Here is a 25894-nt window from a genome sequence, read left to right as displayed (position 1 = left end):
GTTGGTCAATGAGCAAGAATAACTCTTTCGGCCTTTCCAAAGGCGACCGGCTGACCTGGCGCTATGAGGTGATCGAGCGCATCGGCGCTGGCACCGAGGGCGAGGTCTATAAAATCCGCGAGAAAGCAACGGGCCTCACCCGTGCGGCGAAGCTTTATTTCAAATCGAAAGAGCACAATTCGAAACGGTTCATCCGTTATGCGCGCAAGCTCGACGCCTTGCGCGATTGCGACATTGTCGTGAAATACCTCCACGCTGAGGAAGTGTGGATCAACGACCGTTTCATCTATTGCCTGATCAGCGAATATTTCGCCGGCGCCATTCTGGAGGACATGCTGAAAGGCTATCGCGGCGGGCGTATGCCGCCGTTTGAGGCGCTTAACCTTATTCATGCGCTGACGACCGGAATTGAAGAAATTCACGCGCGTAAAGAGTTCCACGGCGATCTTCACAAGGGAAACATTTTCGTCGAACGCAACGGCGTTTTCTTTCGCCTGCGCACCATCGATTTTCACGAATGGGGCCGCACCCCGGCGACGGAACGGCGCGCGGACGTTCTCGCCATCGCGCGGCTTTTATACGATATTGTCGGCGGGCGCGATCACTACAAGAAACAGCCGCAAGCGATCCGCGACATCTGCATGGGCAACCGCTCGGACTTAATTCTCAAAAAATTCCCGACGGTGTTTCACCTGCGCGCGCATCTCGAGACGTTTGAGTGGTGAGGTGACGTCAAGAAGTTACCATCATCCGCTCATCCCGGCGCAAGCCGGGAACCAGTCGTAATTAGAAAGACGGGCTTTGCCCGACATAAGCTTTTACTGGGCCCCGACTTTCGTCGGGGTGTTCGGATCAAGGTAAGAAAACTAACCCGCAAACCTTGCCCGCTTTTTCGCCAGCGCCGTTTCTTTCAAGAGTAGCTTCACCAGCGGGCGGGAGGTCAGTCTTGCAGCGACGACGCCGAAGGTGACGGCCAGCGCCCCGACGGTCAGGATTGCATCCTGCGCGACGATTGACGGCGCGTCGAACAGCGAAATGAGGAACAGGGCCGAGGCCGCGCCCGGCGCCCCGCCGAACCAGGCGAGGAACATCTGGCTTTCTTTCGGCAGCGTCGTCTTCTTGAGCGAGAACAATCTCGGGCCTGCGCGCATGACCGTGACGGCGGCGGCGGCGAACACAATCGACAACAAATCCGCCTGTAAAATGCGCGGGCCTAACAGCACGCCGAAACCGAAATAGGCAAATGGCGCAATGTTGCGTTCCGCAAGACGGCGCAGGCGCACGCGCGGCATCACGGCGGCGCGGGTGTCTTCACCCCACAGGAGGCCAGCGGCGGCGGCGGCGATCACGGGGTGCGCGCCAACAACAGGCGAGATCAAAACGGCGAGCAACCCTGCGCCAATAGCGAGTTGAGTGCGGCGGTTTTTGTGTTGCGGTTTGTTGCCGAGATGCGCCGCTCCCAAGCCGAGCCCCCCGCCAATGGCGAATGCGAGGAAGAACGAACGCGCGGCCTCATAGACTGGCGTTACCAGCGGCATGCCCTGCGGCGCAGCGGTGGCGATGGCTTCGAGCATGACAGCCACAGGAATGCCAAGCGCCAGGATTGCCGCGCTTTCCAATCGCACAGCGGATTTCAATGTGGACGGCGCCGGGGCGTCGGTGACGGCCCGGCGGTCAAACGCCGCGCCGTTCAGGGTCAATGCGCCAGCTAATAAAAACGCTGCGCTGAAAGAAAGCTGCGGCACCAGAATGAAAGCGGAAAGCCCGCAGACGATCAGGAACAGCGGCGCGCCGCCGATGGTCAGCCTGAACGAGGCCGGACAGACGCTGGCGAGCTTGGAAATCCTGAATTGCGCCGCAGCGGCAAAGGCGAGTGCGGCGAGCATGACGTCGGCCCCGGCAGCGGTCCATTCAGACGGGGCGAACGGTGCAGACGATGTCCGCCAGATGATCGAGATGGCAGCGCCAATAGCGATCAACAACACAGGCGCGCGGGATACGGCGTCCAGCGCCGCGCTGCGGCGGCGGTCAGCGGACTTCAGAATCCAGAATGTTGCGGTGCAAAGAACCGCAGCGAGCGCAAGAACCATAGGGATTTTCAAAACCGCTGTTGCTGATCGGCCCTTTTCACCGGCGCCGAATCATTTCTCGCGACAATGAGTTGATCCGTCCGCAATTGCAAATTGAATTTTGTTTAAGAATAGACCGCATGCGGTGTATCTGCCCGCATGGTTCCGTCGATTTTCGAAAAACGGATAGTCTGCGACAGTTCATGATAACATGAAGTTCGTCCTGACCGTTTGCGAAGCAAACGCAGCGGGACGAACAAGAAATTGTTTCGTCATTGTTCTGGTGTTGCGCCGCTCGCTACAGATGCGCCGTAAAAGCTGTGGCCGGATACTTCCGGTCGCCGAAAAAGTGTGACTTGTAACGCGTTCAGCCTGACCGCTTTCGTGAATTTGGGACCCGCGCCCAAATTCACTCCACCACTTTTTTTTCGCCCTTATGCTTCCCGTCACATTCTAAATCGAACCTAATGAAAAGAGTCGCTTATGGCCGCTTCTTCAGAACGCAATGAAAAAGGCAAAACGCGCGGGAAAATAAAAAAGATTATCGCCGGCATTGCGCCGGGGATTGCAACCGCGCTTGGCGGGCCGCTCGCCGGCGCAGCGGTTTCGCAATTGTCGCGCGCTATATTCGGCGGCGATGATGTTGACGAGGAAACGCTGGCGCAAACTTTGGAACGCGCAAGCCCCGAACATTTGATCGCGCTGAAAAAAGCTGAACAGGAATTTCAGATCGCGTTGCGTCAGGCGAGTGTTGAGGAATTGCGCATTGACGCCGGCGATCGCGCCAATGCACGCGAACGCCAGATCAAAATGAATGACTGGACGCCGTCTGCGCTCGGCGCGCTGGTAATCCTGGGGTTCTTTATCGTGCTCGGCGTTATGGTCGCGAAAAAACTGCCCGTGGGCGCCGAAACAGAATTCTCGATCATGCTTGGCGCGCTCGCCACCATGACGGCGGCGGTGGTCAATTACTTTTTCGGCTCATCGGCTGGCTCGCGCGAAAAAACCCGGCTCATCGCTTTTCCGGTGGTTGAAACGAAGGACTTGAAGGAACAGTCCTAAAGGACTGATTTCAAAGAAGGATGACATGAGGCTTCACAACCGACATAAGAACGCTGAATGAAAAAGACCTTTGACATCGCCATCATCGGCGGCGGCGTAATCGGCATGTCGCTGGCGCGGGCGCTTGCCGCGCGCGGGGCTGAACTGGCCTTGTTCGACGCGAGTGTTAGCGTCCCACCCGCGACCAATGCAGCCGCGGGCATGCTCGCGCCGTCGTTTGAGCATGGGCACGGCGGCGATTGTGTCAGCGAAGCGCTTTATCATTTTGGCGCGCATTCCTTGTCATTATGGCCCAACTATGCGGCGGCGCTTGAAGAGGAAACGGGTCAATTCATCGACTTTCGCGGCGACGGCGCCCTTGGCCTTGCCTACACCGAAGCGCATGCGAATGAATTGGGCGAACAGGCGTCGCGCGTTGCCGCGCGTGGCGGCGATGCATCGATCATTTCCGGCGACGATGCGCGCGCCATGGAACCGGCGCTCTCGAAAGAAATTCTCTGCGCGTTGTGGGCGCCGAACGATGCACAAGTTGACCCGAAACGATTGCTGATCGCACTGCGCGCCGCCGTTGAGAAAAAAGCTGTACAACTTTTCCCTGAAAAGGTTGCGCGCATTGACGTTGAAGACAACGGGCCTCGTTGTACAACATTCAGCGGCGAGGCTTTTTCCGCGCGCAAGATTGTTGTCGCCGGCGGCGCCGTCAGCGGACTTGTCGATGCCGGCCTCGTCTTCCCCGTAAAAGGCGACGCCACGGCGATAGAAATCGAAGAGGGCTTTCTCACCCGTGTCGTGCGCGCGCCGGGCGCTTACCTTTGCCCCAAGGCGGGCGGACGGCTGGTGATCGGCGCCAGCGAAGAATACGGGCGCGACGGCGACGCGGTGGATGCCAAAGCCATCGAGACGCTGCAAGCCAACGCCGCCATCGCCGCGCCGCAGCTTAAGGGCTCCAAAGAACTTGAACGCTGGACCGGTCTTCGCCCCGGCACGCCGGACGCCGCGCCCATCCTCGGCCAGACGGACACGGGCGTTTATCTGGCGCTGGGCCATTACCGCAACGGCGTTCTCCATGCGCCAGCGAGTGCACAGGAAATGACGGCGCTCATCCTCGACGGCGAGGCGAGCGAATATTTAGAAAGTTTTAACCCATCCCGCTTCGGCAAAGACAAGGCGCTGCAACATGGTTAGCGCTTTATTGACAAATCAATCGCAAATTGAAGCGGAAAACGTTTTGAACAACGGGGCGTTATGACGTCAGAAATCGCCAGCGCAGGAAATACCGGCGCCGCGCTTGTCACCGGCGCGGTCAAACGTGCGTCGCAGTCGACGGGCGCTCATTTCGACTTTCTGATGAAGATGGCGGCGCGCGAAAGCGGCTTCGATCCCAATGCGAAAGCAAAGACTTCAAGCGCAGCCGGCCTTTTTCAGTTCATCGAGCAAACCTGGCTCGCGACCGTCAAGAAATACGGCGCCGGTCATGGGCTAGGGGATGTGGCGGCGAAGATCACGCGCAACGCCAATGGTCGCTATGCTGTTGCTGATCCCGCTGAACGCCAGGCAGTTTTGAATTTACGATTTGACGCCGACAAAGCCTCCGCCATGGCGGGCGAGCTGGCCAATGAAAACAAGCGGGCGTTGGAATCGCGCCTTGGCCGCGCGGTAACAAGCGCTGACCTTTATACGGCGCATTTTCTGGGGCCAGCGGGCGCGGTGAAACTTCTTTCCGCCGCCGCCAGCACAAAAGCCGCCGACTTGCTTCCAAGAGCAGCGGCGGCCAACAAGCCTGTATTCTACGACGGCGCGCGTGCAAAAACGGTAGGCGAAGTCGTTGCGTCCATTGCAAAATCCATGGGCGAAACGGCGAAGGTTATTTCCACGGCGCAGAATACAAATGCGTCGGAGACAAAGTCATTTGCGCCGGTCGCGGCCTACAAAAGTTTTATCGCCGATACGTTTTCGGCGCCCGCACGCGCGGTGGTTTCATCGGGCGGCGGTCTAAGCGCCATGGCGCTCGGCGTTATCGATGCGCTTGATGCAACGCTGATGCGCGATGATCGTAATTCTGATCGGGAAGACCGGTTTTAACAGCGCGGCGCCGTAACGCCTTCAGGAAGCTTGGTGTCGCTTGACGCGCATGCATTGGCCAGTTGTTCGGTCGTTACATTGACTGCGCCAGACAAATCAGCGCCGTGCAGTTTCGCGCCGGTGAAGTCTGCTGCTTTTAAATTGGCTGCTGAAAAAGTCGCCTTTTCAAGCGAGGCGTTCACAAATCGCACGCCGGTCAGATCGCCGCCGTCAAAAATTGCGCCTTGTGCCTTGGCGCCGACGAAAGATGCGCCTGCGCCATAACCGGCGCGAAAGTCCGCGTTTGAAACATTTGCACCGGCAAAGGAAGCAAAGGAAAAATCGCTATCGACGAATTTCGATCCGTCAAACACGCCCGCGCGCGCTTTCGCTTCGCGCAGTTCGGCGCCGGAAAAATCGCTGTTCGAAAACATGGCGGCGTTCAAATTGGATTTCGCCATGCGCGCGCCTTTGAAATTGACCGTTTCGCCGCTTGCGCCTTCAAGGCTTGCGCCGTCCATCAGCGCATCATTGAATTGCGCGCCGGAAAGCACCGAGCTTGCGAAGTTGGTTCGCGGCAAATCCATGTTGGAAAAAACAGATCCGGTGAAATCCTGAAGCGTGTGGCCGGTGTCTTTAGTTTTGTCTTTTTTCGGGCCTGTAATGGACGGTAATTTTACCCCCGCACCATCAAGGGCGCGCGTCAGTTCAGGGCCGATCTGCTCGACTTGCGCGAGTGGTTTGGCGATCTCCTTGCCGATCTCCGCCACCGGATTCGGTTTCTTGTATGAGTTCGATCCAGGCGTAATCGTCGTCACGACCGAAAGGACCGCGATCATTAGTATGACGATAAGCGCGATCAGTTTCATCGCGATAGTCTCCCCAAGGATTGATGGAGTGATCTTGCCTTGCGGATGTCAACGATCGCTTAAGGGTAAATATCGAATTGTCCCCTTGCGGGAAAATGTCAGACTTACAAAGGCAAACAGCGTTAACAAGCGTTTACGAACAGCCTGTCGATGCGCCGCAACTTTCACATTTCAGGCACGCGCCGTTTCTGACCATCGTGAACTGCCCGCATTCGGGGCAGGCGTCGCCTTCATAGCCTTTGATGCGTGCTTCGGAGCGCTTGTTGCCTGGCGTCGCCAGAACACCCCTTGGCGCTTTTTGGTTTACGGCGTCGGCGAGCTTCGCAATCTGCGCTTCGATTTCCGGCGGGCTTTCGGCTTTGATTTCTTCTTCTTCGATCTCAACATCCACGGCGTCGTCATAATTGTTTTCGTTGGCGCTGTTGTTTTCAGCGCCGTCGCGAAGCCGGTCAAAATCACCGCCGCGCAGGATCACGAGATTGTCCGTCACCGTCGAACGCGAGAAGCCTTTGGAAATAAGTTTTGTGGCGTCGGCTTGCGTTTTTTCTTCGTTGACCCCGCGGCCAATGGCGTCGACCGCGGACTCTTCGGGGTTTACGTGGGCGAGGTCGGTACGGCCCAGATAGGAAATCGCCAGTTCGCGGAAAATATAATCGAGGATCGACGTCGCGTTCTTGATCTGATCATTGCCCTGCACGGGACCAGACGGATCGAACCGCGTGAATACATAAGCATCGACAAACTCTTCAAGCGGCACGCCGTATTGCAAACCGAGCGACACCGCGATGGCGAAGTTGTTCATGAGCGAACGGAACGCAGCGCCTTCCTTATGCATGTCGATGAAGACTTCGCCAATCTCGCCATCGTCGAACTCGCCCGTATGCAAGTACACTTTGTGGCCGCCAACAATGGCTTTTTGAATATAGCCCTTGCGGCGGTCAGGCAGGCGCCGTCGCCCCGGCGTGCGCTCGATAATGCGTTCGACGATCCGCTCAGCGACAAGTTTGGATTTTTCAGTCGAAGGCGCGGCGGCAATCTCTTCCTGCAGTTCGTCTTCTTCCTCATCGCTGTCCGCAGCGAGAAGAGAAGAGGCGAGCGGTTGCGAGAGTTTCGACCCGTCGCGGTAAAGTGCGATGGATTTGAGCCCCATGCGCCATGCCAGAAGATAGCTTTGCGCGCAATCGCCGATGGAGGCATGCGCCGGCAAGTTCACTGTTTTCGAAATGGCCCCGGAGATAAAGGGCTGCGCCGCCGCCATCATGGAAAGATGCGCTTCAACGCTCAACGAACGCGTTCCGATGCGGCCGCAAGGCGTCGCGCAATCAAAGACCGCGTAGTGTTCTTCTTTCAAATGCGGCGCGCCCTCGACCGTCATGGCGCCGCAACAGAAAAGATTGGCCTGGTGAATTTCTTCATCCGCGAAGCCAAGGAAACGCAGCACTTCGTATCCCGTCATGGAAAGCTGCGTTTCATGCATGCCAAGGACGTTGGTGCAGAAATCTTCACCCAACGCATGCGGCGTGAAAGCATAGGTAAGATCGAAGGACGTTTTGAGCCGCTCTTCCAGCGCTTTGATGTGGCGGTCTTCAAATCCTTCGCGCCGCAGATCGTCAAGGCAGACGCCTGGCGCGTCTTTCATGGTGCCGCGACCGATGGCGTAAAGGGTGATGTCGTCGACTTCGTTGTCAGCGTAACCGAGCGCGCGCAAGGCGGCGGGCACGGACTGGTTGATGATCTTCAGCATGCCGCCGCCGGCGAGTTTTTTGAACTTCACCAGCGCGAAGTCCGGCTCGATGCCCGTCGTGTCGCAGTCCATGACAAGACCGATGGTGCCGGTTGGTGCGATCACCGTCACTTGCGCGTTGCGGAAACCGTTGATGGCGCCAAGTTCGTAAGCCTCGTTCCATACGCGACGTGCGGCGTCCGTGACATTTTTGAATGGAGCCGCGTCAGCATCGAGCTGCATGGGTTCTGTAGTCAGGCCTTCAAAGGCGCCGCCAATCGCCGTGCCGACGCAAGCCCGGCGATGATTGCGCAACACGCGCAACATGGCTTCGCGATTGTCATTATATTTTTCGAACGGGCCGACGGCGGACGCCATCTCGGCGCTCGCGCGGTAAGCCGCGCCGGTCATCAGCGCAGTGACGCCGGCGGCGAACGAACGCGCTTCCTCGCTGTCATAAGCGATGCCGGACGACATCAGGACGCCGCCAAGGTTGGCATAGCCAAGACCGAGCGTGCGGTAGTCGAAAGAACGTTTTGCGATTTCCGCGGACGGGTATTGCGCCATCATCACGGAAATCTCGAGCGCCAGCGTCCACAAACGGCAGGCATGTTCAAAACTTTCGACATCAAAGCCGTCTTCGGTTTTGAACTTCAGCAGATTCAGTGAGGCGAGGTTACAAGCCGTATCATCAAGGAACATGTATTCCGAGCACGGATTGGACGCCCGTATTTCGCCGCCTTCAGGGCAAGTATGCCAGGCGTTGATCGTATCATGGAACTGCAATCCCGGATCAGCGCAGGTCCATGCCGCGGAACAAATGTTGCTCCACAGCGCCCGTGCGCGAAGGCGCTTTGTCGTCTTGCCGTCCGTGCGCCGGGTGAGGGACCAGACGTCGTCATCATTGATCGCTTTCAAAAAGTCGTCGGTGACGCGTACGGAATTGTTAGCGTTCTGGCCAGAAACGGTGCGATAGCTTTCAGAGTCCCAGTCGAGGTCGTACTTATCGACAACGATCTCACGATAACCCTGACGGGCGAAATCGATGATGCGTTTGATCGACGGTTCGGGGATGAACGCCTTCTTGGCGGCTTTGATAGCAGCTTTCAGATGCGGGTTCGTTTTCGGCTCAAACCGCGTCTCATCGTTTTCATCCACCCAACAGGCGGCGAGAACAAGCGGCAAATGTTTCGCCATGGCGCGCGAACCGGCCACCAGCATGGCGACTTTTTCTTCCTCGCGCGTCTTCCACGAAACGAAGTCTTCTATGTCAGGATGGTCGGCGTCAACGACAACCATTTTCGCAGCCCGCCGTGTCGTGCCGCCGGACTTTACCGCGCCAGCCGCCGCGTCGCCCACTTTCAAGAAGCTCAAAAGACCGGAGCTTTTTCCGCCGCTCGACAGCGGTTCATCCTGCCCTCGTATATTCGAAAAGTTCGTGCCCGAACCGGAACCGTATTTGAACAGCAAAGCCTCGCGCTTCCACAAATCCATGACGCCGCCGTCGCCGGTAAGGCTGTCGTCAACGGATTGAATGAAACATGCATGGGGTTGCGGGCGTTCGTAGACGCTTTCGGATTCCGTCAGACGTCCGGTTTTATCATCGACGTAAAAATGTCCCTGACCGACCGCGTCAATGCCATACGCCCAGTGCAGCCCTGTATTGAACCATTGCGGGGAGTTCGGCGCCGCCATCTGCATCGCCAGCATGGCGCGCATTTCGTCCATGAAGTTTTGCGCCGCTTGCTCGTCGTCGAAATAGCCGCCCTTCCAGCCCCAATAGGTCCAGGCGCCAGCCATTCGGTCGAAAACCTGTTTCGCCGACGTCTCCGGTCCGTAGCGCTGATCGGCGGGAAGTTTCGCGAGTGCTTTAATGTCTGGCATCGACCGCTGCAGGAACGCCGGCACGCCTTTCTCGGCGACTTTTTTTGTGGCGGCGGGAACGCCTGCTTTGCGCAAATATTTCTGAGCGAGGATATCGACCGCCGTCTGGCTCCAGCTTTTGGGAACCTCAAGGTCGCGGGTTTCGAAAAGAATATCGCCCGTTATCGAACGGATTTCAGAATCCGCACGCCGAAAAACAATACCGTTCGGGGGCGCGCCATAAGGCGCGCCGTTTTCTTCCGTAAATCGGCGTTCAATGCGCATCTGATTCGCTCCAGCCGGCCATCTGGCCTGATTCGGGCGTGGTGATTGTTAATATAGTGTCCCGAAAGCCGCAGCTCCACCATATGTGGCGCTTTTTGCGCGGTAAATTCCGCCTAAAATCAGCGTTTTCGGCTCCCGGCGCCTATCTATTGCGAGGCGGGAGAACGGGCGCCATATTCGCGCCGCGCGACCCGGTTAGGTTGCAGCGGCGAGACAGGATTTTAGATGTTTTCACAGTTATTCACCTGGTGGAATTCAACCACTTTCGGCACGTCATTTACGCTCTGGAAAAGGAGCCGCCTTGTCGGCACAGATGAGCAAGGCAATCGCTACTACGAGGAGAAGTCCCCAAGCCTGCCCGGCAGCGAAGGAACAAAGCCGCGCCGCTGGGTTGTCTATCATGGCGTTGCGGAGGCTTCGCGGGTGCCGTCTGACTGGCATGGCTGGCTACACCACACATTTGAGGAAGCGCCGACCTCGACGCCCTTGACCCGTCGCGCCTTCGAGAAGGATCATCTGCCCAACATGACCGGCACGCCGCTCGCCTATCATCCTAAGGGTAGCCTTTCGCGCGCGGACGGGCCGGCGGACGTCAATGACGATTACGAAGCGTGGTCGCCCGAAAACGCTTAAGTCAGGCAGGCCATAGGAGGAAGCGATGTCACGAGCAGGATTTTTTGAAACGGTTGTCGGCGTCATCGTCATTACGGTCGCCGCCGCCTTCATGGTTTACGCTTATGGCGCCAGCGGCAACGTATTTGGTAAGGAGCATTACCGCCTGGAGGCGGTATTCGGTAAAGTCGATGGCGTAACGGTCGGTTCAGACGTGCGCATTGCCGGCGTCAAAGTGGGCACGGTCGCCGCCAACAACCTTGACCTTAAGACCTACGAAGCCATGGTCTCCCTCGCCATTGATAATGGCATTGGCGTTCCCGAGGATTCTGTAGCCAAGGTTGTTTCGGACGGTCTTTTGGGTGGCGCGCATATTGCGATCGAACCTGGCGCTGCTGAAGAAATGCTGCGCGAAGGCGACAGGATTACGATCACCCAAGGTTCTGTGGACTTATTGGGCCTCGCTGTGCAGGCTTTCACGAGCCAGTCAGGCAGTGGCAAAAAAGCGCAAAATGCGGACGACCCGCTCGGAGATTTTTAAATGCGTTGCGTTTCTTTAGTTGTCGCTGCAAGCGTTTTTTCCGTAAGCGCGGTCGCGCAAGAATCTCAGCCGACAGATCCGCTCGCAGGAATAGAAGAAAATGAAGCGGACGAGGAGCTAAGCGAACTCGAACTTCTGTCACGGTCTGAAGACGACCCTTTCGCTGGCGTGATTGAGTCAGAACAGCGTGAACCGGTTTCAGTCACTATGCGCGCCTTAAATAAAACTACTGCGCGGTACACGGATATCGAAATCGAAATGAACCAGATTGCGCGCTTCGGCTCGCTCGAAATTCAGCCACGCACTTGCGATAAGCGCCCGCCGGAAGAGTTTCCGGAAACAACAGCTTTTCTTGAAATATTTGATACCGAATATAACAACCGCGAAAGTGACCTGAAATTCACTGAGCCGGAAATCATTGAAGACGAAATTGAAGCCCAGGAGCTGGAAGTGCTACCGGGTGAAGCTGTCGGCGATGCGCCGCAATTCGAACCGGTAGAATTGCAAGCTCCCGCGCCGATTGTCGAGGAAGGCCCGCAAGCCGAGGGCGTTAATATCTTTCGCGGCTGGATGTTTGCATCATCGCCGGCGCTCAACGCGCTGGAGCACCCGGTCTACGACGTCTGGGTAATCGATTGCACCACACAAGTAGTCGAGAACTGATCAGGCGCGGCGAAAAAGTCTGCTGTTGCGTTAAGCGCGTCCGCCAGCATCACTTGATAATCAGCATCGTCAACACCAATCAGGCCAAACTGCGTTAGATGTTCATTGTAAAATTGTGCATCGATGAATTGAAATCCACCCTGTTTTAACCTGGCGATTAAATAGAGCATAGCAACTTTGCTGGCGTTGTCTTCGCGTGAGAACATGCTTTCGCCGCAGAAAGCAGCGCCCATCACGACACCGTAAAGACCGCCGACAAGCCTGCCATCACGCCAGCACTCAACTGAATGGGCATGACCTTCATAGTGCAATTCCGAATAAGCCTCGATAATGGCGTCATTAATCCAGGTGTCCGGGCGCGCCTTTGTTGTCTGCGCGCAGGCTGAGATCACATCTGCAAATGCCGTGTTTACGCGAATTTCGAAAGGCTCTGATTTAACAAATTTGATCAGCCGTTTTGGCGCGCGGGCTTCTTCGAGCGGGATAATGCCGCGTTCGTCCGGCAGCACCCAGACAACATCTGCATCATCGCGTGTGCGCGCCATTGGGAAGTAACCGAGCCGATAAGCTCTCAGGACATCAGCGGCCGGAATGGTATGAGTGGAATCACGCGGCATGCGCTTATTATGCGTCGCGCCGGACCCGGTGTTCAACCGGAACGTCAAATCCTGTTAACGATTTAATCTGTTGATTTCCCGCTAAGCGGAAGCTGATGGCAAACTCTAAGCGCTTTTTTCGAGCCACTGTTCCAGCCAGTGAATGTGATAATCGCCTTTTTGAAATTCAGGATCTTCGACAAGATCCATGAATAACGGCACCGTCGTATCGACGCCCACAAAGACCATTTCCGATAGAGCCCGTCTTAGCCGCGCGATGCAATGCGCGCGATCTTCGCCGTAAACGATCAGCTTGCCAATCATGGAGTCGTAATAGGGAGGAATTTTGTAGCCGGTATAGACAGCCGAATCGAACCGGACGCCTGGCCCTCCTGCGGGATGGAACTGCGTAACCTGACCTGGCGAGGGACGGAATGTGCGTGGATCCTCTGCGTTCACGCGGCACTCTATGGCGTGACCTCGAAATGCGATGTCTTTCTGGCTAAAGCCCAGTTTAGCGCCGGCCGCGACCATGATTTGCTCACGAACAAGATCAATGCGCGTCACCTGCTCCGTAATAGGGTGTTCCACCTGAAGACGAGTATTCATTTCGATGAAATAAAATTCGCCGTTCTCATAAAGAAATTCGATGGTGCCTGCGCCGAGATATCCTATCTTTTCGATAGCCTTGCGCACCGTCTCGCCGATTCTTGCGCGCTCTTTATCGGTCAGCGCAGGTGACAGCGCTTCTTCCAAAACTTTCTGGTGGCGGCGCTGTAATGAGCAGTCACGCTCGCCAAGCTGAACCACATTGCCGTGGCTGTCAGCGATGATCTGGAGTTCGATATGGCGCGGCAGCTGGAGGTATTTTTCGAGATAAACTGCATCGTCGCCGAAAGCGCCTTTGGCTTCCGCCTTGGCGGTGGACATGGCTTCTTCAAGATCGGCCGCCGTTTTTGCGACTTTCATGCCGCGTCCGCCGCCGCCGGCAGCCGCCTTCACAAGAACGGGATAGCCAATTTTCTCGGCTTCGACGCGCGCTTCCTCGTAAGACTGCAATGCGCCTTCAGATCCGGGAACTAACGGTATGCCGGCTTTGCCGACCGCTTCCTTAGCGGCGATTTTATCGCCCATAACACGGATATGTTCTGCATCGGGACCGATAAACGTAATGTTGTGAGCTTTGACGATATCAGCAAAACGGGCGTTTTCGGACAAAAAGCCGTAGCCTGGGTGAATGGCGTCTGCGCCGGTGATTTCCGCTGCCGATATGATTGCCGGAATATTGAGGTAGGAATCTTTCGGCGCAGGCGGGCCGATACAGACGCTTTCATCGGCAAGGCGCACATGCATGGCGTCTTCGTCGGCGGTAGAGTGCACCGCCACTGTATCGATGCCGAGCTCCTTGCACGCCCGGTGTATGCGAAGGGCGATTTCACCGCGATTGGCGATCAGGACTTTGTTGAACATAGCTTTCCGTCGCGCGCGAACTGGCGCGTTTTATTATTCAATAATGAGCAATGGCTCGCCGAACTCTACTGGCTGAGCGTCAGAAACGAGCACCTTCGTTACCGTGCCCGACCGCGGCGCCGTGATCGGGTTCATCGTTTTCATGGCCTCGACGATCAATACTGTCTGGCCTTCGCTGACAGTTGAGCCTTCCTTGGCGAAAGCATCAGCGCCAGGAGAGGGCGAAAGATAGGCGGTGCCAACCATTGGTGATTTTACGGCGCCTGGGTGATCCGCATTTGAAGCCGATGGGGCTGATGGCGCCGGAGAAGCCGTTGGCGATGCTGGAGCAGGTGCGGGCTGGGCAACTGGCGCAGCCGCCAAGGGGGCGACGCCTCCCTGTCGCGATACGCGAAGACGAACAGCGTCTTTTTCGATTTCAATTTCCGTAAGGCCTGTTTCTTCAAGGATGCCAGCGAGTTCTCGAATCCAATCCGTTTCAGCGCCAAGTTCCGATTTATGTTTTTTATCCGACATGCAGTTCCTGCTTATTTCCAAAATCTTCCCGCACCTCAGGCAGGAGAGGCCACGCGGCGTTCAAGAAGGCTTTTAAGAGCTTCGAGGCTTAAGCGATACCCCGCTGAGCCAAACCCCATAATCACGCCATCGACCGCTGAGGCCGTGACCGATTGCCGCCTGAAAGCTTCCCGCGCGTGAATATTAGAGAGGTGGAGCTCAATTTTCGGGATCGAGACAGCCTTGAGCGCATCCAGAAGCGCTATCGAGGTATGCGTGTAGGCGCCCGGGTTGATGATCACGCCTGTTGCTTCTTTCTCCGCCTCCTGAACCCAATCGACTAGCGTTCCTTCGGTATTCGACTGCCGGAATTCAACAGAAAAACCCAATTCTTTGGCGCTGGTTCTGGTCGCCTTTTCGATATCAGCGAGTGTGTCAGAGCCGTAAATTTCAGGCTCGCGGGTCCCTAACAGGTTCAAATTAGGCCCATTGAGGACAAATATGGACTGCGCCGTCATTCGCTTTCCGTTGCTGCTTCAAAAGGCCCCTTAACGCCCCGGCATAAGAAGCCTACATATACGAGGGCTTTGATAGCCCCGGCAATAGCAGGAAGTGGTTGAATTTTCATGGATATTACCGTCAACGGTAGTAAAAAACGGCTCGACGGGCCCATGACGGTCGCCGGGTTGTTAGCCGCTCTTGATCTGGAGCCAAAAAAGATCGCCGTGGAGCGCAATCTGGAGATCGTACCGAAATCCCAATTCGGCGAAACGGCGCTCAATGACGGCGATACAATAGAGATAGTTCAGTTTGTCGGAGGCGGATGATTGATGGGTGACATACTGGAAGTGGCGGGCCGGAAACTTTCTTCGCGTCTGATCATCGGTACTGGAAAATACGAGACCTACGAACAGAATGCGCAAGCGGCCGAAGCCGCCGGCGCCGAGATGGTGACGGTCGCAGTACGGCGTGTGAATCTCACAGACAAAGACAAGCCTCTGTTGGTCGATTACCTTGATCCGAAAAAATATGTGTACCTGCCGAACACAGCAGGCTGTTTTACAGCCGAAGATGCTATCCGCACATTGCGGCTCGCGCGAGAAGCCGGCGGCTGGGAGCTGGTAAAGCTCGAAGTCTTATCCGACCAGAAAACGCTTTACCCTGACATGGAAGAAACGCTGCGCGCAGCGAAGCTTCTGATCAAGGAAGGCTTCGATGTTATGGTTTATTGCTCAGATGACCCTGTTTATGCGCGCAAGCTCGAAGACGCCGGCTGTTGCGCGATCATGCCATTGGGCTCGCTGATCGGGTCAGGTCTCGGCATCATCAACCCGGTGAATATTCGGCTCATTATTGAACAATCGTCCGTACCCGTTATTGTCGATGCAGGCGTCGGTACGGCGTCGGACGCGGCGGTGGCGATGGAGCTCGGCTGCGACGGCGTTTTAATGAACACCGCGATAGCGGAAGCAAAAGACCCGATCCTGATGGCGTCGGCCATGAAAAACGCCGTAATCGCAGGGCGCGAAGCCTATCTGGCAGGTCGCATGCCGAAGAAGCGCTATGCGGATCCATCGTCACCGCTGGCGGGGTTGATTTAAAAAGTCATTGAAGGGGGAAAGAATGCCGCAGCATGACTTGATTTCCGCACCAAAAGCCTACGCGCGGTTCGCCGGATTCAACTATCTTATCATTTTTGTTCTGGCGATTTTTGCAAACTTCTTCATTCTGTCAAAGCTGGTTGTGAGTGGCGATCCGGTGGCGACCCTTGCAAACATCAGGCAAGATGAGAGCCTGTTTCGGCTTGGTGTCGCTTGCTTTTTCATCGTTCTCTTAGCGGATATATTTATTGCTTGGGCGCTCTACCTTCTGCTGAAAGGCGTAAACCCACATATCTCGTTACTAGCGGCGTTGTTTCGCTTGACGTATACAGTGGCCCAGATTGGTGTGGTATTGAATTTAACAAAAGCGCTGGAACTTGCAGACGCATCTGCATCCGTTGCTGCCATGGATATTTGGCCTCATTTTTATATTGGCGCGCATAACACGGAGTTTACATTGACGCTGATCTTTTTCGGCGTCCATTTGGCGTTGCTAGGTTATTTGATTATGCGTTCGTCGTTTTTGCCGACAATTATTGGCGTGTTAGTTACGGTTGCGGGCGCCGGTTATATTATCGACGGATTTTCAGAAGCGTTGTTTGGCGGCGGTGGACCGCTCGCGGGATTAGGGATTTATATCGTGGTGCTGCCTGCTTTATTAGGCGAGGGTGTCTTATGTCTCTGGCTTTTGTTTGTCGGGGTCAATTCCAAAAAGTGGGACGCCGCATACGAATGAAATTAGCTTTCGTAAAGTATTGATCTCATTGAAATTACGAAACCGTAAGTTTGATTTACCGAACCGTAACCAACTAAGCTTTCCGGCGCGTGTTAGCTGCATATACCAGCAGCGGATGCGTGATTTCTGCTGCGCCTATTCAAAGCAACCTAAAGGGAAGCATCATGAAAAAAACGACTTTTGCACTGATCGCCGGCGCGAGTGCGCTCGCTGCCGCCAGCGCTTTCGCTGAACATCACGAGAAAAAAGGCGAGATGGACTGGGAAGCGAAGCTGGAAGCAAAATTCGCAGAAGTTGACGCGAATGGCGACGGTAATGTGAGCGGCGAGGAGTACCTTGCCTATAAGCGCGCTGAAGCCGAAAAAGAATGGACCAAATGGGCCGAAGCCGCCGGCGATGACGGCATGGTTTCCCTTGATGAGGCCAAAGCCCACCATGAAGCCAAGATGGCCGAAAAAGCCGCCATGAAGAAAGAAAAGAAAGACGGCGGCGAATAAGTCCAGCCAGCTCTATTTTTCAAAACCCGGCGATCTCGTTAGGATCGCCGGGTTTTTTTTGTATTTCATTTACCAATTCGGGCTTGAGCTGGATCAAAACGACACCATCTATAGTTGCGACAGCGGCGTCGCCTACTAGGGGCGCTTTAACCATTAGACGCTCAAACTGAGGTCGTGATGCAATTTGAAAACTATACTGACCGCGCACGCGGTCTTATCCAGGCCGCGCAGATGATAGCCTTGCGCGACAACCACCAGCAATTCACCCCCGAACACATTCTGAAAGCGCTTCTGGATGATCAGGAAGGGCTTGCGGCAAACCTCATCAGGGCCGCTGGCGGTCAGCCGGACAAGGCGCTGCAACTGACCGATGAGGCGCTTTCGAAACTGCCCCAAGTACAGGGCGGTAACGGCCAGGTTTATATGGCCGCGCCGACGGCGAAAGTTTTTTCAACGGCGGAAGAAATCGGCAAGAAAGCCGGCGACAAATATGTGACCGCTGAACGGTTGTTGACCGCGTTGGCGGTGGAGCCAGACGCCGGCACGGCGAAGATTTTGAAAGAGGCGGGCGTCACTGCCCTCAAGCTCAACGAAGCGATCAACGATATCCGCAAAGGCCGCACCGCCGATACAGCGTCGGCAGAGCAGGCTTACGATGCGCTTAAAAGATACGCGCGCGACCTCACTGAAGCGGCGCGTGACGGCAAACTTGACCCCGTCATTGGGCGGGATGAGGAAATCCGCCGCGGCATGCAGGTGCTCTCACGCCGTACAAAGAATAATCCTGTGCTGATCGGTGAGCCGGGCGTTGGCAAGACTGCGATTGCTGAAGGTCTCGCCTTGCGTATCGTCAACGGCGACGTGCCTGAAAGCCTGAAAGAAAAATCACTGTTGGCGCTAGATATGGGCGCGCTCATCGCCGGCGCAAAATATCGCGGTGAGTTTGAGGAACGCCTGAAGGCTGTCTTGCAGGAAGTGACAAGCGCCGACGGGCAAATCATTCTTTTCATCGACGAGATGCATACGCTGGTTGGCGCGGGTAAATCAGATGGCGCCATGGATGCGTCGAACCTGCTCAAGCCCGCACTCGCACGTGGCGAGCTTCATTGTATCGGCGCGACAACGCTCGATGAATACCGGAAATATGTCGAAAAAGACGCGGCGCTCGCGCGGCGTTTTCAGGCGGTGTTTATCGACGAGCCGACAGTCGAAGATACGATTTCGATCCTGCGCGGCCTGAAAGAAAAATACGAACTCCATCACGGCGTTCGGATTTCTGACAGCGCCATTGTTGCAGCAGCGACCCTGTCCAATCGCTACATCACAGACCGTTTCCTGCCCGATAAGGCAATTGACCTTGTTGATGAAGCAGCATCGCGGTTGCGCATGGAGGTGGATTCGAAGCCGGAGGAACTCGACGAACTCGACCGGCGCATCATTCAGATGAAGATCGAGCGTGAGGCGCTGAAAAAAGAATCCGATTCAGCCTCAAAAGACCGCTTGCAAAAACTAGACAAGGAATTGTCAGAACTCGAACAGAAATCAGCCGACCTGACGGCGCGCTGGAAGTCGGAAAAAGACAGTCTTGCTTCGGCGACCAAGCTAAAGGAAACGCTTGATCAAGCGCGCCAGCAACTGGCGGATGCAGAACGCCGCGGCGATCTCGGTCGTGCGTCGGAGCTGAAATACGGCGAAATTCCCGCGCTCGAAAAACAGCTCTTCGCTGCTGAGGAAAAAGGCGAAGAAGCGAAAGCCAAGGCGCTCGTGCATGAAGTGGTCGATGATGAAAACATCGCCGGCGTCGTCTCACGGTGGACTGGCGTGCCCGTCGACAAGATGCTCGAGGGTGAACGGGAAAAACTTCTGGCTATGGAAGATGGCCTAGGCAAACGCGTAATTGGACAGCGCGAGGCCGTGACAGCCGTTTCTTCTGCTGTGCGCCGTGCGCGTGCGGGCCTCAAGGATCCGAACCGGCCCATGGGTTCGTTCCTGTTCCTTGGGCCTACAGGGGTTGGCAAGACCGAGCTGACAAAAGCGCTGGCCGAATTTTTGTTCGATGATGAGACCGCCATCGCGCGCATCGATATGTCGGAGTTCATGGAGAAACATTCCGTTGCGCGATTGATCGGCGCACCACCGGGATATGTGGGTTACGAGGAAGGTGGCGTTCTGACGGAACGGGTGCGACGACGGCCCTATCAAGTTGTGTTGTTCGATGAAATCGAAAAAGCCCATCCAGATGTTTTCAACGTGTTGTTGCAGGTTCTCGATGACGGGCGTTTGACCGATGGTCAGGGTCATACTGTCGATTTCAAAAACACGCTGATCATTATGACATCGAACCTGGGCGCCGAATATTTAGCTAATCAGCCGGAAGGGCAGGACTCTGATGCGGTGCGTCCGCAGGTGATGGAAGCGGTGCGAGCAAAATTCCGTCCGGAATTTTTAAACCGTCTTGATGAGATCATTCTGTTCCATCGTCTTTCGCGCGGCAACATGGATGCGATTGTCGATATTCAGATCGCGCGGCTTTCGAAATTACTGGCGGATAGAAAAATCAGCCTTGTGTTGGACGATAAAGCGCGCGGTTGGCTCGGCGATAACGGCTATGATCCGGTCTATGGCGCGCGGCCGTTAAAGCGGGTCATTCAGAAAAAGCTGCAGGATCCGCTGGCGGAAATGCTGTTGGCTGGTGAAATCAGCGACGGAACAACGCTTGAGATTTCAGCGAACGACAATGGGCTGACCATTGAAGGTAAATCCGTTGGCGGACGCGATGCGTTTTCACTGGGCGCTGGCGCCGATGGTCCGCCCGCTGGAGCACTCCTGAACTGAAGGTGTCTTATGGCCGAGAAGAAATCATGGAAGCCCGATGAAGAGGAAGCCTTAAAAGCGCTCATTCGCGATACGGTTAAACACGCCGGTTCCATCGATCCGGCGACGTTGCCGTCGAAAATTCGCGAAAAGATCAAAGGCCGCGTCACAGGCGATATCGATATCGAGACTTACGTGAAACAGGTGCTTGCGGAGCAGCGTAAGAAGTAACGTTGGATTGTGACTGGCTGACGTGACGCTCACGCGGTATGATTTGCCTTAACGAAAGGCAGGTCAATGAGCGCAACTTCCACTTTCAAAATGGCCGCGATCCAGGCCGCCCCTGTATTATTCGACAAATCAGCATCGACGGAAAAAGCATGCAATTTGATTGCTGAGGCGGGCAAGCGCGGTGTTGATATCGCCGCCTTCGGCGAGTGCTGGCTGCCGGGCTATCCGTTCTGGGTCGATGGTCCTGTGATCGATCTCACCTGGGAGGTGAGTGCTGTCTTTCTGGAAAATGCGGTCGAACTTGATGGGCCAGAGGTTGCAGCGTTGTGCGAAGCGGCGGCTGGCGCCAATGTTGATGTCATGATAGGCGTCGCAGAACGCGATCCGCACACGCAAGGCACCGCCTACGCGACGGCATTGACCGTTGGGCGTGAAGGCGTGGTGCTCAATCGTCACCGCAAACTGAAACCGACACATGCCGAACGCATCATCTGGGGCGATGGCGACGGCGCCGGTTTAAATGTCATTGACCGCGACTATGGCCGCATCAGTGCGCTCAATTGCTGGGAGCATCAGATGATGCTGCCCGGTTACGCGCTTGCCGCACAAGGAACGCAAATTCACGCCGCGCTCTGGCCAGGTTGGGAGAAAGAGCCCCGGCCGAGCGAATATTGCTGGGCGCGTCAACATTTGTTGTCCCGTGCTTTCGCCAGTCAGGCGGGGGCTTACGTGGTTTGCGCCGCCGGGGTTCGGTTAGAGGAACACATTCCTGACAAGTGGAAGCCATTCGGAGTGTGGGAGCATCCCGGCAAATCCGCGATCATTGATCCGCGCGGTGAAATCATCGCTGAGGCAGGCGTGGGGGAAGACATGCTTATTGCAGAGGGCTCTCTCGACATGGTGAGAGCGGCAAAATCAGCATGCGATATTGCGGGGCACTACTCGCGGCCGGACGTGTTTGATTTCCGAGTCAACATGACGCCTGCAGGCGCGAGAGTTCAGCGCGTTTCTGAGCTCACAGATGGCGTGCTGTCAGGCTCACTCGACGAAGAAGAGTAAACGTCAAGGTCTTCGAGTGTTCGGTCAAGTTGGGCGTAACTGGCGGCCCAACCGAAGGTTTCTTTGACAAAGTTCCTGGCGTTATTTCCGAGTTGCTCGCGCCGACATTCGTCATCGATAAGCGCTAAAATTGAATCAGCGATCTCTTGAGAAGAGGAAGCGGCGATGGCGGCTTCTTTTGGCGCGCCTATACCCGTCATCGCTTCAATGCTTGCTACAACCGGCTTGGCCATGGCCATTGCTTCCAGCACTTTGTTCTGAACGCCGCGCGCCACACGCAAAGGCGCAACGGCTATTTTGGCGCCTGCCAAGTACGGACGGATGTCGTCGACGCGCCCGGTAACGATAATACCGTTCTGGCCGTGATGATCTCGTATTTTTTTAACTGGATTGCTTCCAACGATTGCGAAATTCGCATCTGGTTTCTCTGAACGCACAAGCGGCCAGACTTCTTCAAGAAAGTAGATAACCCCTTCAACATTGGCGTGATAATCCATCGCGCCGGTAAAGATAAGATCGCAAGACAATTCGTTACCGGGACTCACGCCCGAAGGATCGAACCTGTCTGTGTCGACACCATTCGGAAGTACAGCCACGGACTTTTTAATACTACTTCTTCGATTAAAAAGTGTTGCTTCATCTGCAGTTACGGCAAAGCTCACGTCGGCCCAGTTCACGGCTTTGGTTTCTTCATTCCTCAACAAACGGCTTTCTCTCTTATACAGCCAGGACATGGGCAGAATGCTGGTCTCTGAATATTGCAACCATTTCTCAGAATCGGCGTCGCAAAAATCGATAATGCGTTTTCGGCCTTGAACAGGCTTTTCAATAAAGCGCGCCATCGCCGATGAAAACGCGAATTCCATGACCAGAGGTCGGCTACGCGCGCGCGCAACAGCCATGTCCATCTTGGAACTATCAAAATAGCGAAAGCTTAGCGGTTCGCCGCGGATGAATGCGCCCGCACTCATGACACGTTTCCAGGCTGGATTTAGCGGAACCAGCGCCACCGTGTCACAGATGCTGCACAGAAACTCTTCGTGCTTGAAGTCGCTAGGGTCATCGACAAAACAAACAAGATGAACGCGAAAGCGTGAAGCAAAATATTTCAGCAACGCCCATGAGCGGATTTTATCGCCTTTATCAGGCGGATAAGGAATACGGTGGGCAAGAAACAGTATCTCCGGTTTTGTCATGGAAAATTCGGCGCCAGCAAAGGACCGATGTTATTTGCGAGAACAAGCGGCATACGCGGCCACAACTTTGAAAACAGGGAGAACTTGGGATTGTTTGCATTTACATCCGGAAGTTCAGCCGCTTTGATTAGTTTGACCCGATAGCTTAGCGGTTCAGGCTCTATGCCCCATAGTTTTTTATATTGATAAGCGCCACTGCCAACACGGCTGCGTCCAAAATCGAAGGTCGTATACCCATCTTCAACGGCGTGCCGCATGACATTCCAGTAAAGATAATCAAAAGCATGTATCGCGCGTGCGTTGCGAGCCGCGCCAACGTAATAGGGTAGGGCGACGCCGTCATAATGAAATGTCACCAGTGCGCCAACAGGTTTTCCTTTATATTCAATCGCAGAGATCTCTGTCTCTGCGTCGAAGGCTTCAATAACGGCATAGATGAACTTACGTGAAAATACCGGCGTGCCCAGGCGATGCAGAGAAGCAGCGTATAGCTCGTAAAAAACATCAGGGTCGCCGTCATGGCGCACAATGAATTGATTTTCGGACGCCGCCTTGATGGCTTTTCGAATATCCGCCCGACGACGTTTTGGAATGGCTTTTAGGGCTGCCTCTTCATCTTTCGGCAGAGACAACCGAAATACAGACGATGTTGACGGCTTGACAGCCCAAGCATCATTACCCTCAAAATTAGACCGGCACTCAATATACCGAACACGTTTCTTTACGCCAATTTCTTCTGCTGCCTGCAGCAGTGCATTCAGGGCTATGGCATCATCAGCAAGGGGACCGCCGCCGATCGTGAAAGCGGTTGAGATAAGAGAGCGGCCCAATAGTGGTGAGCGTACGTCAACTAACGGGAACACGCCGACAAGAACGTCGCCACGCCGGGCCGTGAGATATAAGCCATCAAAATTGTAAGCTTTGTGCGCAACCTCGAGCCAGCCGGAAAGATGAAAAAACGAGCCATCACGATGAGCGCGAACATAATAGTCCCACTCCGCACGGTCTGTTGAGGTGCTGCACGACACAGCAATTTCAGCAGAAATTTCGCGCGAGGTATTCTGCGCGTTGATCACACCGTTTCTCCAATCTGAAGGGCGCTATCGATTCTTATCCATCTATAAGCCGAGAGAATATTCGCCAGTTTGTTTTTCATCCGGTTGAGGCCGAGATAATGCCGCACTTTCGATTTCATGCTTGCCCGGTTCATGCGCGGTTGTTCTGGGTCAATTTCCCACGGATGGAAATAAAAAATTGCCGGACCTTCCAGGCTGGCAGAAGCGCGTGACAGAAGCGATTTGTAGACAGGCAATGGCGCGGCGCGAAACCATCCGCCGCCGGCGGCGCTAATTCGTCGTCCCCACAGATCAACGGTCGCTACTGGTGCTTCGATAAAATGATTATTGGGCAGGGGGGTGTAGGGGCTGCGTTCGGCATTCACATCGCCGTAATGATCGTGAGCAATCGGGTGGGCGCTCGAAGAGTAGCGATAACCGCTTGAAGCTAACTCCTCATAAGCCCAGGGCGTTTTTTTGTTGATTGAAAAACCGGCTGCGCGATACCCTTTCACTTCGGTCCCGCTAATATCCTCCAGCAATGATTTCGTTTTCTGGATGTCACTGCGAAACTGTTCATGCGATTGCTGGTCGACTTTCGTATGATCCCAGCCGTGGCTGGCTAACTCGTGGCCGCGATCAACGATTTCCCGGATCAGAGCCGGGTCGCGTTCCGCCACCCAGCCGAGGGTGAAAAACGTCGCTTTTGTATTGTGCGTGTCAAATAGATCGAGGCAGGCGCGGGTTGTTTCGCCAACCCGCAACGGAAAGCCGTCCCAACTTTCCCTCGCAATGATGTCAGAAAATGCCCAGACCTGAAAATAGTCCTCGACGTCCACGGACATAGCGAACCGCCGCCCGCTGTCATTCAAGGAAAGTTCTCGCGTTTCTGTCACGTCGTGCGTCCGGCGATTGTTTACAGCAGTGCTTATTCCTGCGCTTTGCGGATCTCATGTAAAAGGCTTTCAGCGCGTGAAAGACTTTCTGAAATTTCCTGCCGGCGTTCTTTGCGCGCATCTTTAGACTGCGCAATCATCCGTTTTAGCCGCAAGACATTTTCATGGGCGTCTTTCAACTCTTCCTGCGTGTCTTCAACAGATTTAACAATGGTTTTTCGCCAGGAAGGCGCATCTTCAGGCTGGTCCGGTGCTTGTGCAACGGCATCTTTCCCGCGCGTGGCTGATCCGTCAGTTGCTGTCTCAGACGCGGCAGCGATGGCTGATGCCACGTCATTCAGTGTGGCTTCCTGGCGTTCTTCTGCGCTTGCCTTTTTGGATCTCAATCGATCAAGGACGCTCATGGATGACGCCATCACCTGGCGAACAGGGCTTTCATCTGCTTCTTTTTCTTCCTGGCTGTTCGGCGCCTCTGCCGCTATGCCGTCCTTTGATTTTGCGGTGTCGATTGAAACAACCACATCGCTTTCCTTTTCTTCGGGCTGAGCAGCAGGCGCGGCTTTCTTTTGCGGCTTTTTTTCCGCCTTGCGCTTTTTGACGGCAGTGACGATTTCCGGATCAGGAGGCTCAGCCGAAACTTCGATTTTTTCAGCTGGCGGTACTGGGTCTACGGCCTTTTTGGCGGCGAGTTTTTCCTCTTGTAGTTCTTCGGCCACAAGCTTGACGACCTCTTCCGTCACATCATGGGTTTTTTCCAGCGAGCAATAGAGCATAACCCTGTTGGCAAGCGTGTTGATCCGTCGCGGCAGTCCGAGGCTTTCTTCATGGATCCGGTTAAACGCTTCGTCAGAAAAAGACGGATCGTCTTCCCAGCCGACTACGGAAAGGCGGTGCTGAATGTAATCGCGTGTTTCTTCTGTAGAGAGCGGCTCAAGATGATAAGATGCAATGACTCGCTGACGCAGTTGTTCCAGCCGTTCAGATTCGATCATAGCCCTGAATTCAGGCTGCCCGACTAAAAATACCTGGAATAGCGGCGTGCCTTCGTAATCAATATTCGAAAGCATGCGGAGTTCTTCCAGCGTCTTGAAAGGAAGATTTTGCGCTTCATCGATGATCAAGAGTACACGCCGGCCGCGGTTCAATTGATCGAACAAATAATCTTCAAACGCCTCAATCTCTCCGGTGCGGCCTTCTCCCTCTGGTTCGATGCGGAATGCCGAGAGGATCTGGCTTAGAAGGTCCTGAGGCTCGATATTGGATGTGAGAAGATTGGCCGCCACAACATTTGACGAATTCAACTGGTCAAGAAGGTGACCGATGATCATCGATTTTCCGGCGCCTACCGGGCCGGTGATGACAATAAACCCCTCGGCCTGCTTTAGGCCGTAGTGGAGATACGCCATCGCCTTGTTGTGGCTTCGGCTGCCGTAAAAAAAGCGCGGGTCCGGGTTCAACCGGAAAGGCGCATCGGTGAGCCGAAAGTACTCTTCATACATT

General features: G+C 55.2%; 25 protein-coding genes. 14 read left to right on the top strand and 11 right to left on the bottom strand.

The features are described from left to right. Window positions 1–8 precede the first annotated feature (8 nt). Window positions 9–725: a protein kinase domain-containing protein gene (locus PUV54_RS02365; RefSeq protein ID WP_274493918.1), complete on the top strand. Its 717-nt coding sequence runs from the start codon at window positions 9–11 to the stop codon at window positions 723–725. 141 nt (window positions 726–866) lie between these two features. On the opposite strand, the gene PUV54_RS02360 is transcribed toward PUV54_RS02365, so the two are convergent. Then, window positions 867–2090 (bottom strand): cation:proton antiporter domain-containing protein, encoded by a 1224-nt coding sequence (locus tag PUV54_RS02360; RefSeq protein ID WP_274493917.1) that lies wholly within the window; start codon window positions 2088–2090, stop codon window positions 867–869. 462 nt (window positions 2091–2552) lie between these two features. Between PUV54_RS02360 and PUV54_RS02355 the strand changes: the two genes are divergently transcribed. From PUV54_RS02355 to PUV54_RS02345, 3 genes are read left to right on the top strand one after another with little or no spacing between them, the layout of a single operon-like run. Further along, window positions 2553–3131, top strand: a complete 579-nt coding sequence (locus tag PUV54_RS02355) for a hypothetical protein (protein ID WP_274493915.1) — start codon at window positions 2553–2555, stop codon at window positions 3129–3131. Window positions 3132–3188: 57 nt separating this feature from the next. Then, window positions 3189–4316 (top strand): glycine oxidase ThiO, encoded by a 1128-nt coding sequence (gene thiO, locus PUV54_RS02350; RefSeq protein ID WP_274493914.1) that lies wholly within the window; start codon window positions 3189–3191, stop codon window positions 4314–4316. Window positions 4317–4376: 60 nt separating this feature from the next. Then, window positions 4377–5213 carry a transglycosylase SLT domain-containing protein gene (locus PUV54_RS02345; RefSeq protein ID WP_274493913.1) on the top strand — a complete coding sequence of 279 codons (837 nt, stop codon included), beginning with the start codon at window positions 4377–4379 and terminating at the stop codon, window positions 5211–5213. On the opposite strand, the gene PUV54_RS02340 is transcribed toward PUV54_RS02345, so the two are convergent. Next, window positions 5210–6061 carry a pentapeptide repeat-containing protein gene (locus PUV54_RS02340; RefSeq protein WP_274493912.1) on the bottom strand — a complete coding sequence of 284 codons (852 nt, stop codon included), beginning with the start codon at window positions 6059–6061 and terminating at the stop codon, window positions 5210–5212. The genes PUV54_RS02345 and PUV54_RS02340 overlap by 4 nt on opposite strands. 133 nt (window positions 6062–6194) lie before the next feature. After that, window positions 6195–9932 carry a vitamin B12-dependent ribonucleotide reductase gene (locus PUV54_RS02335; protein WP_274493911.1) on the bottom strand — a complete coding sequence of 1246 codons (3738 nt, stop codon included), beginning with the start codon at window positions 9930–9932 and terminating at the stop codon, window positions 6195–6197. Between the two features lie 225 nt (window positions 9933–10157). On the opposite strand from PUV54_RS02335, the gene PUV54_RS02330 reads away from it, so the two are divergent. The 3 genes from PUV54_RS02330 to PUV54_RS02320 are packed head-to-tail and all read left to right on the top strand — an operon-like array spanning window position 10158 to window position 11748. Further along, window positions 10158–10565, top strand: coding sequence for an NADH:ubiquinone oxidoreductase subunit NDUFA12 (locus PUV54_RS02330; protein WP_274493910.1), 408 nt, complete (start codon window positions 10158–10160; stop codon window positions 10563–10565). Window positions 10566–10590: 25 nt separating this feature from the next. Continuing rightward, on the top strand, window positions 10591–11085 hold the full coding sequence (gene mlaD, locus PUV54_RS02325) for an outer membrane lipid asymmetry maintenance protein MlaD (protein WP_274493909.1): 495 nt from the start codon (window positions 10591–10593) through the stop codon (window positions 11083–11085). Then, window positions 11086–11748: a DUF2155 domain-containing protein gene (locus tag PUV54_RS02320; protein ID WP_274493908.1), complete on the top strand. Its 663-nt coding sequence runs from the start codon at window positions 11086–11088 to the stop codon at window positions 11746–11748. Here PUV54_RS02320 and aat read toward each other — a convergent pair. The 4 genes from aat to aroQ form a co-directional block, all read right to left on the bottom strand. Further along, on the bottom strand, window positions 11700–12365 hold the full coding sequence (aat, locus tag PUV54_RS02315) for a leucyl/phenylalanyl-tRNA--protein transferase (protein ID WP_274493907.1): 666 nt from the start codon (window positions 12363–12365) through the stop codon (window positions 11700–11702). The genes PUV54_RS02320 and aat overlap by 49 nt on opposite strands. A 105-nt stretch (window positions 12366–12470) precedes the next feature. After that, a complete protein-coding gene (accC, locus tag PUV54_RS02310; protein ID WP_274493906.1) occupies window positions 12471–13814 on the bottom strand; it encodes an acetyl-CoA carboxylase biotin carboxylase subunit in 1344 nt (447 codons plus the stop codon). A gap of 33 nt (window positions 13815–13847) precedes the next feature. Next, the gene (gene accB / locus PUV54_RS02305; protein WP_274493905.1) at window positions 13848–14330 is read right to left on the bottom strand and encodes an acetyl-CoA carboxylase biotin carboxyl carrier protein; all 483 of its coding nucleotides are present in this window, start codon (window positions 14328–14330) and stop codon (window positions 13848–13850) included. Between the two features lie 35 nt (window positions 14331–14365). Then, window positions 14366–14827 carry a type II 3-dehydroquinate dehydratase gene (gene aroQ, locus PUV54_RS02300; protein WP_274493904.1) on the bottom strand — a complete coding sequence of 154 codons (462 nt, stop codon included), beginning with the start codon at window positions 14825–14827 and terminating at the stop codon, window positions 14366–14368. A 108-nt stretch (window positions 14828–14935) separates the two neighbouring features. Between aroQ and thiS the strand changes: the two genes are divergently transcribed. The 7 genes from thiS (at window position 14936) to PUV54_RS02265 (ending at window position 21247) form a co-directional block, all read left to right on the top strand. Next, window positions 14936–15136, top strand: a complete 201-nt coding sequence (gene thiS, locus PUV54_RS02295; protein WP_274493903.1) for a sulfur carrier protein ThiS — start codon at window positions 14936–14938, stop codon at window positions 15134–15136. 3 nt (window positions 15137–15139) lie between these two features. Further along, window positions 15140–15910: a thiazole synthase gene (locus PUV54_RS02290; protein WP_274493902.1), complete on the top strand. Its 771-nt coding sequence runs from the start codon at window positions 15140–15142 to the stop codon at window positions 15908–15910. A 22-nt stretch (window positions 15911–15932) separates the two neighbouring features. Next, window positions 15933–16646 (top strand): DUF4386 domain-containing protein, encoded by a 714-nt coding sequence (locus PUV54_RS02285; RefSeq protein ID WP_274493901.1) that lies wholly within the window; start codon window positions 15933–15935, stop codon window positions 16644–16646. Between the two features lie 164 nt (window positions 16647–16810). Then, the gene (locus PUV54_RS02280) at window positions 16811–17143 is read left to right on the top strand and encodes a hypothetical protein (protein WP_274493900.1); all 333 of its coding nucleotides are present in this window, start codon (window positions 16811–16813) and stop codon (window positions 17141–17143) included. Between the two features lie 177 nt (window positions 17144–17320). After that, window positions 17321–19978 carry an ATP-dependent chaperone ClpB gene (clpB, locus tag PUV54_RS02275; RefSeq protein WP_274493899.1) on the top strand — a complete coding sequence of 886 codons (2658 nt, stop codon included), beginning with the start codon at window positions 17321–17323 and terminating at the stop codon, window positions 19976–19978. Between the two features lie 9 nt (window positions 19979–19987). Beyond that, window positions 19988–20188 (top strand): hypothetical protein, encoded by a 201-nt coding sequence (locus PUV54_RS02270; RefSeq protein WP_274493898.1) that lies wholly within the window; start codon window positions 19988–19990, stop codon window positions 20186–20188. Between the two features lie 66 nt (window positions 20189–20254). Continuing rightward, on the top strand, window positions 20255–21247 hold the full coding sequence (locus PUV54_RS02265; RefSeq protein WP_274493897.1) for a carbon-nitrogen hydrolase family protein: 993 nt from the start codon (window positions 20255–20257) through the stop codon (window positions 21245–21247). Here PUV54_RS02265 and PUV54_RS02260 read toward each other — a convergent pair. The 4 genes from PUV54_RS02260 to PUV54_RS02245 are packed head-to-tail and all read right to left on the bottom strand — an operon-like array spanning window position 21187 to window position 25893. Further along, window positions 21187–22443: a TIGR03087 family PEP-CTERM/XrtA system glycosyltransferase gene (locus tag PUV54_RS02260; protein ID WP_274493896.1), complete on the bottom strand. Its 1257-nt coding sequence runs from the start codon at window positions 22441–22443 to the stop codon at window positions 21187–21189. The genes PUV54_RS02265 and PUV54_RS02260 overlap by 61 nt on opposite strands. Further along, a complete protein-coding gene (locus PUV54_RS02255) occupies window positions 22440–23519 on the bottom strand; it encodes a FemAB family XrtA/PEP-CTERM system-associated protein (protein WP_274493895.1) in 1080 nt (359 codons plus the stop codon). The genes PUV54_RS02260 and PUV54_RS02255 overlap by 4 nt, the downstream gene beginning before the upstream one ends. Further along, the gene (locus PUV54_RS02250) at window positions 23516–24394 is read right to left on the bottom strand and encodes an XrtA system polysaccharide deacetylase (protein ID WP_274493894.1); all 879 of its coding nucleotides are present in this window, start codon (window positions 24392–24394) and stop codon (window positions 23516–23518) included. Before PUV54_RS02250 ends, PUV54_RS02255 begins: the two co-directional genes overlap by 4 nt. Window positions 24395–24426: 32 nt before the next feature. Beyond that, on the bottom strand, window positions 24427–25893 hold the full coding sequence (locus PUV54_RS02245; protein ID WP_274493893.1) for an XrtA/PEP-CTERM system-associated ATPase: 1467 nt from the start codon (window positions 25891–25893) through the stop codon (window positions 24427–24429). Window position 25894 lies beyond the last annotated feature (1 nt).

It is taken from the genome of Hyphococcus flavus, assembly GCF_028748065.1.
Taxonomy (GTDB): domain Bacteria; phylum Pseudomonadota; class Alphaproteobacteria; order Caulobacterales; family Parvularculaceae; genus Hyphococcus; species Hyphococcus flavus.
This window is presented reverse-complemented; position numbering and strand designations above follow the sequence as displayed.